Here is a 13,476-nt window from a genome sequence, read left to right on the forward strand (position 1 = left end):
GCCGGAGACCATCGACATCCACACAGCACGTCATCAGAAGGAGTCTCCCGCATGAGCGCAGCGAGCACGCCCCGCACCGCCAGCATGGAACGCAGCACGAGCGAGTCGAGCGTATTCGTCAGCATCGATCTGGACGGCACCGGTGTCGCCGAGATCAGCACCACGGTGCCGTTCTACGACCACATGCTCAATGCGCTCTGCAAGCACTCCCTGATCGACCTGACGGTCCGGGCCACCGGTGACACCCACATCGACGCGCACCACACCGTGGAGGACGTGGCCATCACGTTCGGCGAGGTGCTCAAGAAGGCGCTCGGCGACAAGGCCGGCATCCGCCGCTTCGGCGACGCCACGGTGCCGCTCGATGAAGCGCTCGCGCGGGCCGTCGTCGACGTCTCCGGGCGTCCGTACCTGGTCCACGAAGGTGAGCCGGCCGGCCAGGAGTACCACCTGATCGGAGGGCACTTCACCGGCTCGCTGACGCGCCACGTCTTCGAGGCCATCACCCTGCACGCCGGGATCTGCCTCCACATGGATGTGCTGCGCGGCCGCGATCCGCACCACATCGTCGAGGCTCAGTTCAAGGCCTTCGCCCGTGCCCTGCGCGCGGCGATCGAACCCGATCCCCGCGTCGAGGGCATCCCGTCCACCAAGGGAGCACTGTGAGCGAGCAGGAGAACACGACGGCGGGCCCCGCGCAGTCCCTGGAGGACGGCGCGGTCCGCGACGCCCACACCGGCCGTAAGCCGGAGAGCCCGGAGGGCAAACCGACCGTCACCGTGCTGGACTACGGTTCCGGCAATGTGCGGTCCGCCGTGCGCGCCCTCGAGGCGGCAGGCGCCCAGGTGACATTGAGCGCCCGGCCCGAGGACGTCCTCAATGCGGACGGCCTGGTCGTCCCCGGCGTCGGCGCCTTCGCGACCGTCATGAAGGAACTCAAGGACGTCGACGCGATCCGTCTGATCGGCCGTCGCGTGGCCGGTGGACGTCCGGTGCTGGCCATCTGCGTCGGTCTCCAGGTGCTTTTCGAAAAGGGCGTCGAGCACGGTGTGGAAGCCGAGGGCATGGGCGAATGGCCCGGCACGGTGGAACTGCTGCCGGCCTCTGTGGTGCCGCACATGGGCTGGAACACCGTCAAAGCCCCTGAGGGAAGCCTCCTGTTCGAGGGCGTGGAGGACGAACGGTTCTACTTCGTGCACTCCTATGGCGTGCAGACCTGGGACTTCGACGTCACGCAACCGCACATGGCTCCGCCGAAGGTCACCTGGTCCGAGCACGGCGCCCCGTTCGTCGCCGCGGTGGAGAACGGTCCGCTGAGCGCCACCCAGTTCCACCCGGAGAAGTCCGGGGAGGCCGGGGCGCGGCTGCTCTGCAACTGGGTCGGTTCCCTCCGCAAGGGCCGTGCCGCATCCTCCACGGAGCCCGCAGCGACCCCGGAAGCGGGTGCGGATTCCTGATGTGGTCCATTCTGCTCATGGGCCTCGGCGGCCTGCTGATCGGTGGGGGGATCTCCTTCATCCAGCAGAAGAAGCCCCGCTGGCTCAGCATCGCGTTCTTCGTCCTGGCCGCCATGGCCTTGGTCGCCGCTTACCTGTTCACCCTTGACTCGAAATAGGCGCCCCGCGCGCCGCCCGGAGGGATCATGACCCAGACCCAGCTTCCCGTCCTTGAGCTGCTGCCCGCCGTCGACGTCGTCAACGGCCAGGCCGTGCGGCTCGTCCAGGGCGAGGCCGGCAGCGAGACCAGCTACGGCACGCCGCTGGAGGCCGCGCTCAACTGGCAGCAGAACGGCGCCGAATGGGTGCATCTGGTGGACCTGGACGCCGCCTTCGACCGCGGCGACAACGCGGAGATCCTCCGTGAAGTGGTGACGTCGCTCGATCTGAAGGTCGAACTGTCCGGTGGTCTGCGGGACGACGCCAGCCTGGAACGCGCCCTGGTCGACCTCGGCGTGGCCCGCGTGAACCTCGGGACCGCCGCGCTGGAGAATCCCGAATGGACCGCCCGCGCGATCGAGCGGTTCGGTGACCGGATCGCCGTCGGGCTGGATGTCCGCGGCACCACGCTCGCCGGCCGCGGCTGGACCAAGGAGGGCGGCGACCTCTGGGAGGTGCTCGCCCGCCTGGAGGACGCCGGCTGCGCACGGTACGTCGTCACGGATGTGACGAAGGACGGCACGCTCCAGGGCCCCAACGTCGAGCTTCTGCGTCAGATGGTGGAGAAGACCGGGAAGCCGGTCGTCGCCTCGGGCGGCATTTCGAGCCTCGCCGATCTGGAGGCGCTCCGTGCGCTGGTCCCGCTCGGCGTCGAAGGCGCGATCATCGGCAAGGCACTGTACTCCGGCGCCTTCACGCTGCCCGAAGCCCTCGACGTCGCCGGACGCCGCTGAGGCCGGCATGACGGAACGTCGCGAACTTCCCGGGCACATCGCCGCGGCTCTCGCCGGGGCGGGCGGCCCGACCGACTCCGCGGGGCGCCCCTGGGCCGGCCGCTCGCTGGCCGGTGAGGACTCCCACATCCACAACTTCGAGAACGACGACGGCGAGGCGAACCCCGGTCTGACGGCGGCGCTGAACGCCCTGCGCACCGGCACCGGGGGAGAGGACGGCGTCCTCGACGCCTTGGCGACCTCCCGGGTGTTCATCCCGATCGTGGCTCAGCTGGCCGAGGAAGGCGAAGGGCACGACGGCCTGCACGCCGACAAGCAGGCCGACATGGCCATGGTCACCATGCAGGCCCCGGACGGCCGGATCGCCATGCCCGTCTTCAGCTCGGCGCGTGCGCTCGAGGCCTGGCACCCCGAGGCCCGTCCCGTGGCCGCCTACGCCGCCCGCGCGGCGCTGTCGGCGGTCTCGGAGAAGGCGCAGCTGCTCGTGCTCGATCCCGGCAGCGATTTCACCTTCGTGGTGCGCCGGGCCCCGCTGTGGGCGCTGGCTCAGCAGAAGCCGTGGATGCCGTCCTACCTGGACCCTGATGTCGCCGAGGCGTTCCGCGCCAGTGCCGTGGGGCACCCGGAGGTCGGGGACATCCAGGTGCGCCGGGGCTCCGGCGTCGCCGCCCGTGACGCGCGAGGGGAAGAGGTTCCCGGTGGCGGCCTCGGACCGGAGCTGTGCGTGATCCTCGCGCTGAAGCCCGGACTGGAATCGGCCCAGGTCAGTGCAGTGGTGTCCGCTTTACAGCAGAGCTGGGCGGGAAATGAAACACTTGCTGAGGGTGTTGACTCGATCGAGGTCAAAGTCACCCTCCATCAAGCCTGATCCTCCGTGCCGGGAAGCGCGGGGTGATCACGACTCGCGCAAAGGAACAGAGACGTGAACTTCGCACGCTACAAGGAGCTCCTGGCTGAACGGGAGGTCCGCTGGCTGCTGCTCGTGGGGATGATCGCGAGGATTCCGCACTCCGCGTCGGGCATCCTGCTCACCCTGCACATCGTGCTGACCCTCGGGAAGGGTTTCGCCGAGGCGGGGGTCGCGGCGGCGCTGTTCACCATCGGCATCGCGGTCGGCGCTCCGTGGCGCGGCCGCCGGGTGGACGTCGCGGGACTCCGCGTCGCCCTGATCCCGTCGATCATCTCGGAAGCCGTCATCTGGACCGTCATCCCGCACGTGTCCTACGAATGGATCCTCCCGCTCGCCCTGGTGGGCGGGGCTTTCAGTCTGCCGATCTTCAGTGTGATCCGTCAGTCGCTGGGCGTCCTGGTGCACGGCGAGCGGATGCGCACCGCCTATGCGCTCGACTCGATCGCCACGGAACTCGTCTTCATGATCGGCCCGGCCGCCGCCGCGGTGCTGGCCACCACCTGGTCGACCGTTTGGGGTCTGACCCTGGTCGGCTGGCTGACGGCTCTGGCCGGCCTGTTCCTGGTCTGGATGAACCCGCCCACCCGTCGCGAGGGAGTGGCGACGGCGGACGAGGAGCAGGAGCAGCGCGCCGCGGAGTGCGAAGCGGCCGAGCATGCGGTGGCCGACACCGCGGCCGGCAACCCCCAGGGCGCGGCGGGCGAACTGCTGGAGGTCGCCACCCGTCCTCCGGGACCGGCCGTGGCGGAGCGCGAGAACGCGCGGCGCCGGCTGGTGAAGTCGTTCTCCTGGATCAGCGGCGCACTCGTGGCCGTGTTCCTGACGGCTGCCGGGGCTGGGCTCGTGCTCAGCGGCACCGATGTGTCGATCGTCGGCCTGCTGCGTCAGCACGGCAACGAGGCCGAGCTGGGGATCGTGTTCTTCTTCTGGTGCGCGTCTTCGATGGTGGGCGGAATCCTCTACGGGGCCATGAAGCGCAAGGTCTCGCCCATGCTGCTGCTCCTGGCGATGGCCGTGCTGACCATCCCGATGGGCTTCGCACAGGACACCTGGTCCCTGGCGCTGCTCTCCAACCTGCCCGGTCTGCTCTGCGCCCCCGTGCTGTCCTCCGCCTCGGAGTACGTGGCCGACCTGGTGGACGAAGACCGGCGCGGCGAGGCCATGGGCTGGTACGGCTCGTTCCTCACCGCCGGGACCGCCCTGGGTTCGCCGATGACGGGCCTCTTCATCGACCGCATCGGACCGTGGTCGGGATTCGTGGCGATCGGCGTGGCCGGCGTGCTCCTCGTCGTCGTGGCGACGGTGGCCCGCGTCGTCCGCCGACGGCTCGCCTCGGTCTGAACGAGAGGCACGCTGTCCCTCACCGCTCCCGGACACGACGACGGCGGGGCGCCACCTTCTCCAGGTGGCGCCCCGCCGTCGTCGTGATGGATGTGCCGCGTCAGTTGACGGGGCCGGTGAACTTCTCGCCGGGGCCCTTGCCGGGCTCATCCTTGATGAGGGAGGCTTCGCGGAACGCGAGCTGCAGGGTGCGCAGGCCGTCACGCAACGGGCCGGCGTGCTGGGAGCCGATCTCCGGGGCGGCCGCCGTGATGAAGCCTGCCAGCGCGGTGATGAGCTTGCGGGCCTCGTCGAGGTCCTTGAGGTCCTCGGCGTTCGGATCGTCCGCGAGGCCGAGCTTCACGGCGGCGGCGCTCATGAGGTGGACGGCCGCGGTGGAGATGACCTCGACCGCGGGGACTTCGGCGATGTCGCGGGTGTGCCCGGCGGCGGGGTCGCCCGCAGCGGTGCCGTGGTCTTCGTGTTCAAAAGTGCTCATTTGATAAGCTTGGCACAGACCAACTGGGAGTCGTTACCCGACGCGAGCACTGTGTGGGCGCGCCGTTCGCATTCGTGTGCCGGAGTCGTGTAAGATTTACTCTTAGTTTGCAAGTGGAGATTTCTCCCACCCGCGTCGACCGCCGTTCGGCCAGGGGCTCAGGCCCCCGGAACAGGACACTGAAGGTCGCCGGGTCAGAATAGGACGGCAGTCCTGTGCAGGGCCATCACTCCGGTGATGTTCCGGCACTGTGATCTTTGTCCGACTCAGTTTCCTGAGGCCTCCGCTTGCACTGGCAAGAGGAGGCCTTTCTCATTGCCAGTGGAACAAGGCAACGAGCAACAGGAGCTACACATTAGCGATCCACGTATCAATGAGCGTATCCGCGTCCCCGAGGTGCGGTTGGTCGGCCCAGCCGGTGAGCAGGTGGGTATCGTCCGCATCGAGGACGCCCTCCGTCTGGCCGCAGAAGCAGACCTTGATCTCGTTGAGGTTGCGCCTCAGGCCAAGCCGCCTGTCTGCAAGCTGATGGACTTCGGCAAGTACAAGTACGAAGCCGCGGTGAAGGCACGCGAGGCCCGGAAGAACCAGACCAACACGGTCCTGAAGGAAATCCGGTTCCGCCTGAAGATCGACAAGCACGACTACGAGACCAAGCGCGGTCACGCGCTGCGCTTCCTCGGCGCCGGTGACAAGGTCAAGGCCATGATCCAGTTCCGTGGCCGTGAGCAGCAGCGTCCCGAGATGGGCATCCGCCTTCTCCAGCGCTTCGCCGAAGACGTGGCCGAGGTCGGCGTCATCGAGTCCACCCCGCGCATCGACGGCCGCAACATGGTCATGGTGATCGGTCCGCTCAAGAACAAGGCCGAAGCGAAGGCCGAAGCCCGTCGCGCCGCACAGCGTGCCGAGGCCAAGGCTCAGAACGAGGCCAAGGCCCAGGCCGAGTCGGACCGTGTGGACACGGACAACGCCACTCCGCTGAGCAACAACCTCGGCGAGCAGCTCGCCGAGGCTCTGAAGGCGAGCGAGTCCGTAGCGGTGGAAGCGCCGCTCGAAGACGTCGCAGCTGACGAGGCCGTCGTCGTGGAGGCTCCCGTCGAGGAAGCCTCCGTCGAAGAGGCTCCTGTCGAGGAAGCCCCCGTCGCGGAGGCTCCCGTGGAGGAGGCTCCGGCCGAGGAAGCCGTCGTCGAAGAGGCTCCCGTGAAGGAAGCCCCGGTGGAGGAGCGGAAGCCGGCTGCGAAGCCTGCGGCTGCCAAGCCCGCCGCGGCCAAGCCTGCGGCTGCCAAGCCTGCGGCTGCCAAGCCTGCCGCGGCGCCGAAGCCGGCTGCCAAGCCTGCTGCCGCGCCGAAGCCGTCCATGCCGAAGCCGGGCACTCCCAAGCCCGGTGCCCGCAAGGCCAACTAGACACCCGTCCTTCGCCCGACGGCCCTCCGATGACGAGGGCTCAGGGCGGAAAGCCCAACGGCTTCCGTCAGGATGCCGGAATGTGATTCGCAGGCCCGCCAGGGCCTGTGGCAACGTAAGGAGATCGGTCCCCATGCCGAAGATGAAGACCCACAGTGGTGCCAAGAAGCGCTTCAAGCTGACCGGCAGCGGCAAGCTCAAGCGCCAGCAGGCCAACCGCCGCCACTACCTGGAGCACAAGCCCAGCACCCTGACCCGCCGCCTGGCCGGCGACCGCATCGTCGCCAAGGGCGATGCCAAGGTCATCAAGAAGATGCTGGGCCTCTAAGTTCCATTTCCCGGCCGGATGGCCAACCACTTAAGGCCCTGAGCCGCCCGAGAGGGCGAGCCGAGCGGGCCAATGATTGAAGGAGTACGCACGTGGCACGTGTGAAGCGGGCGGTCAACGCCCACAAGAAGCGTCGGGTTGTTCTTGAGCGCGCCAAGGGTTACCGCGGCCAGCGGTCCCGCCTGTACCGTAAGGCCAAGGAGCAGCTGCTCCACTCGTTCGTTTACAGCTACGGCGACCGCCGTAAGCGTAAGGGCGACTTCCGCCGCCTGTGGATCCAGCGCATCAACGCCGCGTCCCGCGCCAACGGCCTGACCTACAACCGTCTGATCCAGGGCCTCAAGGCCGCTGAGGTCGAGGTTGACCGCCGTATGCTCGCCGAGCTGGCCGTGTCCGACGCCGCCACCTTCGCCGCTCTGGTGAAGCTCGCCAAGGACGCCCTGCCGGCTGACACCTCCGCCCCGAAGAACTAAGTAAGTCCTTCTCAGCGTGAGCTTTTCCGAGCGCCCCCAAGCCGCCATCATGTCCAATCCCCGGGCCGACCGGGTGAGAGACGTGGCCCGGCTTGCGGGGCGCTCGGCGCGTTCCCGGCAGGGTCTGTTCCTTGCCGAAGGACCGCAGTCCGTGCGTGAAGCCCTCGTGGCCCACCGCGAACGCCTGTCCCGGGGGGAGGAGGGTCTGGTCACCGAGCTGTACGCCAGCCAGGCCTGTCTCGACCGCTACCCGGAACTCGCCGCAGGCGCCGAAGGCGTCCGGACCAGGATCGCCACGGACGAGGTGCTGGCCGCCATGGCCGACACCGTCAATCCGCAGGGCATCGTGGCCGTCTGCCGCTTTCTGCACCGCCCTCTGGACGAAGTGCTCGACGCCGGCCCGCGCCTTCTCGCGGTGCTGTGCCAGGTGCGGGATCCCGGCAATGCCGGCACCGTCCTGCGGGCCGCGGACGCCGCGGGTGCGGACGCCGTGATCTACTCCGGCTCCAGCGTCGACATCTACAACCCCAAGGCCGTGCGTTCAACCGCCGGCTCGCTCTTCCACCTGCCCGTGGTGACCGGCGTCGACGTCGAGGATCTCGCGGCGCGCTGTGCCGAGCGGGGGATCTGCATCCTGGCGGCTGACGGTTACGGTTCCCTGGACCTGGACGAGCTGCAGGACGCCAGCGCGGCTCGCCGCCTCGGAGCGTCCGGTGCCTCTGCCCTGTCCGGTGAGCAGGCGCCGTCGTACGATCTGGCGTCACCCACCGCCTGGTTCTTCGGCAATGAGGCCCAGGGCCTCGCCCCCGAGGAGCTCGCCCTGAGCGACCACCGGGTGGCGGTCCCCGTCTACGGTTCGGCGGAAAGCCTGAACCTCGGCACCGCTGCGACGGTCTGTCTCTACGCCAGCGCCCGCGCACAGCGCCGCTGAGCACCGCTCCGGCCTGGCCTTCTCCGGTGCCACGGGGCGTCAAAGATCTCGTTCCGTCCCCGGGATCCGCCGCGTGCGACTAGCCTTGGAATGATTTGTCACTCCAACTCATTCAAGGGGAATCATGTCCGCAAGTGGCGGAAACAAGGCCGTAGTGGCCGCTTTGTCCGCGAATCTCGCCATCGCCGCGATGAAGTTCGTGGCGTACGCCTTCACTCTCAGCAGCTCGATGCTGGCCGAGGCGATCCACTCCGTGGCCGATTCCGGGAACCAGCTGCTGCTCCTGCTCGGCGGGAAGCGTGCCAAGCGTGCCGCCGATGCCGAACATCCCTTCGGGTACGGGCGCGAGCGGTACATCTACGCGTTCATCGTCTCGATCGTGCTGTTCAGTGTCGGTGGTCTGTTCGCCCTCTATGAGGCGTACGAGAAGTTCCACGATCCGCACGGCATCGAGGGGCCGTTCTGGTGGGTCCCGCTCGCCGTCCTGGTGGGCGCGATCATCGCCGAAGGCTTCTCCTTCCGCACCGCGATCCGCGAAGCGAATCACATCCGTGGCCGTCAGGGCTGGGTGCGGTTCGTCCGCAACGCGAAGCAGCCTGAGCTGCCCGTGGTGCTCCTCGAGGACTTCGGTGCGCTCATCGGTCTCGTGTTCGCCCTCTTCGGCGTCTCCATGACGCTCGTGACGGGCAATGGCGTCTGGGATGCCCTCGGCACCGCGATGATCGGTCTCCTGCTTGTGGCCATCGCGATCGTCCTCGCGCTCGAGACGAAGTCGCTGCTGATCGGCGAGTCCGCCACCGCGACGGATGTGGCCGCGATCGAGCGGGCCATCCAGGAGGACGGCACCCGCATCATCCACCTCAAGACCCTGCACCTCGGACCGGAGGAACTGCTGGTGGCCGCGAAGTTCAGTGTCCCGGAAGGCGCCACGGGCGCAGCGATCGCCCAGGCCATCGACGACGCCGAGAACCGGATCCGCACCGCCGTCCCCACGGCGCGGGTGATCTATCTGGAACCGGACATCTACCGCGCCGCCGTCTGACGGAGGCCGGGAAACTCCGTCACACGGCGAAGGCCGGGCCATGAGGCCCGGCCTTCGCCGTCTCCGTCGCGGGATCGTCCGGCGTCGGGTGCGCAGTGCTTGGTGTTTCAGTGCTTGGTGCTCAGTGCTGGGTGCTCAGTGTTCGACGTCGTGGTGCACCGACTGCACCGGGAAGCGGCGCTCCAGTCGTCCGCTCGTGAGCGCCACGCCGAGGCCCAGCAGCGCGAGGACCGCGCCCACGAGGGCGGGTGCCGTGTAGCCGTAGCCCAGGGCGATCACGACGCCGCCCAGGAAGGCGCCGGCCGCGTTCGCCAGGTTGAGTGCGGCGTGATTGAGCGACGACGCCAGGCTGGGGGCGTCCGGGGAAGCGTCCAGCAGACGCGTCTGCAGGGGAGTGGTGAGGAGCGAACCGATGCCGCCGACCACGAAGACCATGATCAGGGCCGCGGGCGCCCACGGAGCGGCCACGGTGTAGAGCACCAAGGCGATGGCGATCGCGATGAGCGCACGGTAGATGGAACCCATCACGGACTTGTCCGCGAGGCGCCCGCCCACGATGGTTCCGATGACCATGCCCAGGCCGTAGATGGCGACCACCAGCGGGATCAGGCTCTCCGGAAGATGGCTCACCTCGGTCATGGTGTGCGAGATGTACGTGTAGGTGGCGAAGAACCCGCCGAACCCTATGGTGCCGATCAGCAGCGCCATCCACACCTGAACGCGCTTGAGGGCGCCGAGCTCCCGACGGATGCTGGCGCCCGGGGTGCTCGCTTCAAACGGCACGAAGAGGGCGATGGCCCCCGCCGTGAGCAGGGCGATCACCGAGACGAGGGCGAAGAGCAGCTGCCACCCGAAGTTCTGGCCGAGCCACGTCGCGAAGGGGACGCCGATGACATTCGCCACGGTCAGGCCGGTCATCACCATGGAGATGGCCCAGCCACGCTTGGTGGCGGGCACGAGAGACGCCGCGATCACCGCCGCGATGCCGAAATACGCGCCGTGGGGCAGGCCGGAGATGAAGCGCGATAGGGCCATGGCGCCGTAGCTGTCCGCGAGCATGCTGGACGCGTTGGCGACGGCGTAGAACAGCATGAGACCGATGGCGAGGCGCTTCCTCGGAAGCCGTGCGCCGAAGGCCGCCAGGAGGGGAGCGCCCACGCAAACGCCCAGGGCATAAGCCGAGATGAGCGTTCCCGCCTGGGGCGTGGTCAGGTGCAGTCCATGCTCGACTTCCCGGAGCAGGCCCATCATGGCGAATTCCACGGTGCCGATGGCGAAGCCGCCCATGGCGAGGGCGACGATCGCCCGGGTGAGGGCGGCGGAGGTGAGGCGAGGACGTGCGATGGTCCCGGCCGGGGGAGAGGTGGTCACGGAGGGTCCTTGACTGAGGGGTGGGCTGGTCTGTGATCACGACGTCGGGACCAATGTTTCCATTGTCGCAACGTGAGAGCCCTGGGCGCTATTTCCTTCCGCCTCCGCGCGCCGTGACCTGCCGCGAAGGAGGGACCTAGACTGGTCCGCGATGACTATCGCACCTCGCCTCGTGGTCGGCGCCGCCGTCCTGGATTCCCTCACCCGGCCCCGTTCGTTGCTCTGTGCCCGGCGCAGCGCCCCCGCAAGCCTGGCAGGGCTCTGGGAGTTCCCCGGCGGAAAAGTCGAACCAGGTGAGGAACCGGAGGCTGCTCTGCACCGGGAACTCCGTGAAGAACTCGGGATCTCGGTGGTGCTGGGACCCGAAGTCCTGTCCGGTGCTGAGCACGGCTGGGTGCTCAACGAGAAGGCGACCATGAGGGTGTGGCTCGCGGAGGTGAGCGAGGGCGAGCCGCAGGCGCTCGAGGACCACGATGAACTGCGGTGGATTCCCCTAGAAGAGGGCGCCCTGCACGCCCTGCCGTGGATTCCGGCGGACTTCCCGATCGTGGACGCCGTCCTCCGCCGGGCGAACGGTTCCTGACAGGCTCCGTCCGGGGAGCCGGTGACCTCTTTCCGAGCCGGGGGCCGGGAGCATCTCCTGGGCGCCGATCCCCGCGGGGTTCCAGCGGGTGCGCCACGTCGGCGGACCGGCGAACCGTGACGTGACGCCGGTGGGAGCCTGGCCGGTGCCGTTCGTGCCGGCCTGCGACGGCCTGCTCTGGGCCGGCTTGCTCTGTGCCGGGCTGCTCTGTGACATCTTGACCTGCGACGGCGGGGTCCAGTTCTTCAGGGACGCCATGCTGCCTTCGGGGTAGCGGGCCTCCTCGACCCGCGGGTCCGGGTGGTACTCGGTGACCGCGCCGTCCGTGCTGCGGGCCGCGGCTAGCCCTGCAGGCACCTTCCGGTTCAGGGCTGGGCCGGACGTAGGTGAAGAGTCCTGCCCTTCGGCCTGCTGCCCTTCGGCCTGCTGCCCTTCGAACTGCTGCAGCTCGGAATGCGCGAACCCGTTGGACGTCGGGAAGCCGTGCTTCCTCTTGAAGAAGGCGACCCGCTGGGCGAGCCACTTCCGGTAGCCGGGATCGGCGTATGAGCCCTGGCCTTTCGGGCCAGCGTACAGCCGACGGTATTTCCCGACCAAGGCGGGGTGTTCGCGGGCCAGCCAGGACATGAACCACTCGCGGGTGCCCGGTCGCAGGTACAGCGCGCCGGCGGTGACCCCCGTGGCCCCGGCCGCCGCGAGTGAGGAGAACAGGGCGTCCAGATCATCGTCCGAATCGCTCAAGTAGGGCAGGATCGGCATGGCCATGACGCCGCACGGGAGCCCGGCCTCGCGAAGCCGGGACACCAGGCGCAGGCGGGCCCGCGGACCGGGGGTCCCCGGTTCGATAGCGGCCTGAAGTTCCTCGTTCATCATCGCCAGCGAGATCCCGAGCCCGATCGGCACCGCCTGGGCGGCTTCGCGGAGCAAGGGGATGTCCCGGGACAGGAGCGTTCCCTTGGTCAGGATCGAGAACGGGGTGCCGGACTCGGCCAGCGCCTCGATGATCCCCGGCATGAGCTGATACCGCCCCTCGGCCCGCTGGTACGGGTCCGTGTTGGTGCCGAGTGCCACGTGATCGTGCTTCCACGACGGGCGGGCCAGTTCGGCCCGCAGCACCTCCGCCGCATTGACCTTGACCACCACCTGCGAATCGAAGTCGAGGCCCGAGTCGAAGTCCAGATAGGTGTGGCTCTTCCTCGCGAAGCAGTACACGCACGCATGGCTGCAGCCCCGATAGGGGTTGATGGTCCAGGAGAACGGCATGGTCGACTGAGTCGGGACCTTGTTGAGCACCGATTTCGCGGTGACCTCATGGAAGGTGATCCCCGCGAACTCGGGCGTAGAGATGGAACGCAGCAGGCCTGCCATCGGCAACAGTGGGGCGGCCGTCGGGGCAGTGGCGGTGTCCACCAGTGCCGGCTGGAGTGCCTGTGCGTTCCATCTCATGCAAGTATTCGAACATATGTTCGAACGGAGTTCAAGGGGTGCGCTCAGGGAGGGTGCGATCAAGGGGGTGTGATCACCGGAGAGCGTTCACCTCGAGGTGCGGAAGCGCGCGCCGGGAGGGCGCTTCAGTCCACGGACCAGGACACGCTGAGCGACACCTGGACGTCCTGTTCGCCCGCCTGAATGGCGCCGTCCGCCTGCGGTGCGGCAGCGACCCGGGCGAAGGCGATGGGAGGAAGCCCGCCACCGGCGGAGCCTTCCTCGATGCGGAGGACGTGGCCGAGCGTGACACCCGACGATGCCGCGAGCTGGGACGCCCGGGCGAGGGCGTCCTGCCAGGCGGCCTCCCGCGCCTGCGACCGGACCGCGGTGGGATCGGAGACGTCGAGGGAGAATCCTTCGAGCCGGGCCTGTTCCCCTCCGGCGGCGATGGCGCTCTGCAGGATCCCCGCCGCGGCGGGCAGGGAGCGGAGCGTCACGCGCACCGTGCCACGTGCGACGTAGCCCAGCAGGCCGTCGTCGTGCCCGTCGCGCCATTTCCGCTCGGCGCGAAGTGAACGGTCGGTGGTGGCGATGTCGCGCGGTTCGACGCCCGACGAGTGCAGGGCGTCCCGCAGTGCGTCCATGGTGCGTCCGGACTGGGCGAACGCCTCCTCCACCGTGCCGGCCAGTGTTTCGATGCTCAGGTGAGCCGTCGCGACGTCCGGCACCGCGGGGGCGCTCGCGTGCCCGGTGACGGAGATGGTCCGTGTCGGTGATTCCATGCCGTTCCTCTCGTCG

Annotated in this window: 15 protein-coding genes and 1 pseudogene; 12 read left to right on the forward strand and 4 right to left on the reverse strand. The window is 68.6% G+C overall.

All coding sequences use genetic code 11. The features are described from left to right. Nucleotides 1-51: 51 nt before the first annotated feature. Genes hisB through QFZ52_RS04785 form a run of 6 tightly spaced genes read left to right on the forward strand, consistent with a single transcriptional unit; the run spans nucleotide 52 to nucleotide 4,640 of the window. Complete coding sequence (gene hisB / locus QFZ52_RS04760) at nucleotides 52-666, forward strand: imidazoleglycerol-phosphate dehydratase HisB (RefSeq protein ID WP_066215348.1); 615 nt, start codon at nucleotides 52-54, stop codon at nucleotides 664-666. Then, the gene (gene hisH, locus QFZ52_RS04765) at nucleotides 663-1,457 is read left to right on the forward strand and encodes an imidazole glycerol phosphate synthase subunit HisH (protein ID WP_373425624.1); all 795 of its coding nucleotides are present in this window, start codon (nucleotides 663-665) and stop codon (nucleotides 1,455-1,457) included. Before hisB ends, hisH begins: the two co-directional genes overlap by 4 nt. Beyond that, nucleotides 1,457-1,615 carry a hypothetical protein gene (locus QFZ52_RS04770; RefSeq protein WP_278268691.1) on the forward strand — a complete coding sequence of 53 codons (159 nt, stop codon included), beginning with the start codon at nucleotides 1,457-1,459 and terminating at the stop codon, nucleotides 1,613-1,615. Before hisH ends, QFZ52_RS04770 begins: the two co-directional genes overlap by 1 nt. A gap of 27 nt (nucleotides 1,616-1,642) precedes the next feature. Beyond that, entirely contained in the window at nucleotides 1,643-2,389 is a 747-nt protein-coding gene (gene priA / locus QFZ52_RS04775) for a bifunctional 1-(5-phosphoribosyl)-5-((5-phosphoribosylamino)methylideneamino)imidazole-4-carboxamide isomerase/phosphoribosylanthranilate isomerase PriA (protein WP_307496488.1), read from the forward strand. Between the two features lie 7 nt (nucleotides 2,390-2,396). Further along, the gene (locus QFZ52_RS04780) at nucleotides 2,397-3,257 is read left to right on the forward strand and encodes an SseB family protein (protein ID WP_307496490.1); all 861 of its coding nucleotides are present in this window, start codon (nucleotides 2,397-2,399) and stop codon (nucleotides 3,255-3,257) included. 54 nt (nucleotides 3,258-3,311) lie between these two features. Next, entirely contained in the window at nucleotides 3,312-4,640 is a 1,329-nt protein-coding gene (locus QFZ52_RS04785; protein WP_278268694.1) for an MFS transporter, read from the forward strand. A 100-nt stretch (nucleotides 4,641-4,740) separates the two neighbouring features. Here QFZ52_RS04785 and QFZ52_RS04790 read toward each other — a convergent pair whose 3' ends face one another. After that, nucleotides 4,741-5,118, reverse strand: a complete 378-nt coding sequence (locus tag QFZ52_RS04790) for a DUF1844 domain-containing protein (protein WP_066217307.1) — start codon at nucleotides 5,116-5,118, stop codon at nucleotides 4,741-4,743. A gap of 396 nt (nucleotides 5,119-5,514) precedes the next feature. On the opposite strand from QFZ52_RS04790, the gene infC reads away from it, so the two are divergent. The 5 genes from infC to QFZ52_RS04815 all read left to right on the forward strand — a co-directional run bounded on the left by infC (nucleotide 5,515) and on the right by QFZ52_RS04815 (nucleotide 9,296). Next, entirely contained in the window at nucleotides 5,515-6,522 is a 1,008-nt protein-coding gene (gene infC, locus QFZ52_RS04795; protein WP_373425625.1) for a translation initiation factor IF-3, read from the forward strand. 133 nt (nucleotides 6,523-6,655) lie between these two features. Further along, the gene (gene rpmI, locus QFZ52_RS04800; RefSeq protein WP_066217308.1) at nucleotides 6,656-6,850 is read left to right on the forward strand and encodes a 50S ribosomal protein L35; all 195 of its coding nucleotides are present in this window, start codon (nucleotides 6,656-6,658) and stop codon (nucleotides 6,848-6,850) included. 92 nt (nucleotides 6,851-6,942) lie between these two features. Then, entirely contained in the window at nucleotides 6,943-7,323 is a 381-nt protein-coding gene (rplT, locus tag QFZ52_RS04805) for a 50S ribosomal protein L20 (protein ID WP_066217310.1), read from the forward strand. A gap of 16 nt (nucleotides 7,324-7,339) precedes the next feature. After that, on the forward strand, nucleotides 7,340-8,254 hold the full coding sequence (locus QFZ52_RS04810) for a TrmH family RNA methyltransferase (protein WP_307496491.1): 915 nt from the start codon (nucleotides 7,340-7,342) through the stop codon (nucleotides 8,252-8,254). A 124-nt stretch (nucleotides 8,255-8,378) separates the two neighbouring features. Continuing rightward, entirely contained in the window at nucleotides 8,379-9,296 is a 918-nt protein-coding gene (locus tag QFZ52_RS04815; protein WP_307496492.1) for a cation diffusion facilitator family transporter, read from the forward strand. A gap of 135 nt (nucleotides 9,297-9,431) precedes the next feature. On the opposite strand, the gene QFZ52_RS04820 is transcribed toward QFZ52_RS04815, so the two are convergent. Then, the gene (locus QFZ52_RS04820) at nucleotides 9,432-10,667 is read right to left on the reverse strand and encodes an MFS transporter (protein WP_373425626.1); all 1,236 of its coding nucleotides are present in this window, start codon (nucleotides 10,665-10,667) and stop codon (nucleotides 9,432-9,434) included. A gap of 151 nt (nucleotides 10,668-10,818) precedes the next feature. On the opposite strand from QFZ52_RS04820, the gene QFZ52_RS04825 reads away from it, so the two are divergent. Beyond that, nucleotides 10,819-11,250, forward strand: coding sequence for a (deoxy)nucleoside triphosphate pyrophosphohydrolase (locus QFZ52_RS04825; RefSeq protein WP_307496493.1), 432 nt, complete (start codon nucleotides 10,819-10,821; stop codon nucleotides 11,248-11,250). 449 nt (nucleotides 11,251-11,699) lie between these two features. Here the strand turns inward: QFZ52_RS04825 and QFZ52_RS04830 are convergent. After that, nucleotides 11,700-12,696: pseudogene (locus QFZ52_RS04830) on the reverse strand (Rv2578c family radical SAM protein); the annotation flags it as partial. Nucleotides 12,697-12,821: 125 nt separating this feature from the next. Further along, a complete protein-coding gene (locus QFZ52_RS04835; RefSeq protein ID WP_307496494.1) occupies nucleotides 12,822-13,460 on the reverse strand; it encodes an SIMPL domain-containing protein in 639 nt (212 codons plus the stop codon). Nucleotides 13,461-13,476: the final 16 nt, after the last annotated feature.

It is taken from the genome of Arthrobacter woluwensis, from assembly GCF_030816155.1.
Lineage (GTDB): Bacteria > Actinomycetota > Actinomycetes > Actinomycetales > Micrococcaceae > Arthrobacter_E > Arthrobacter_E woluwensis_A.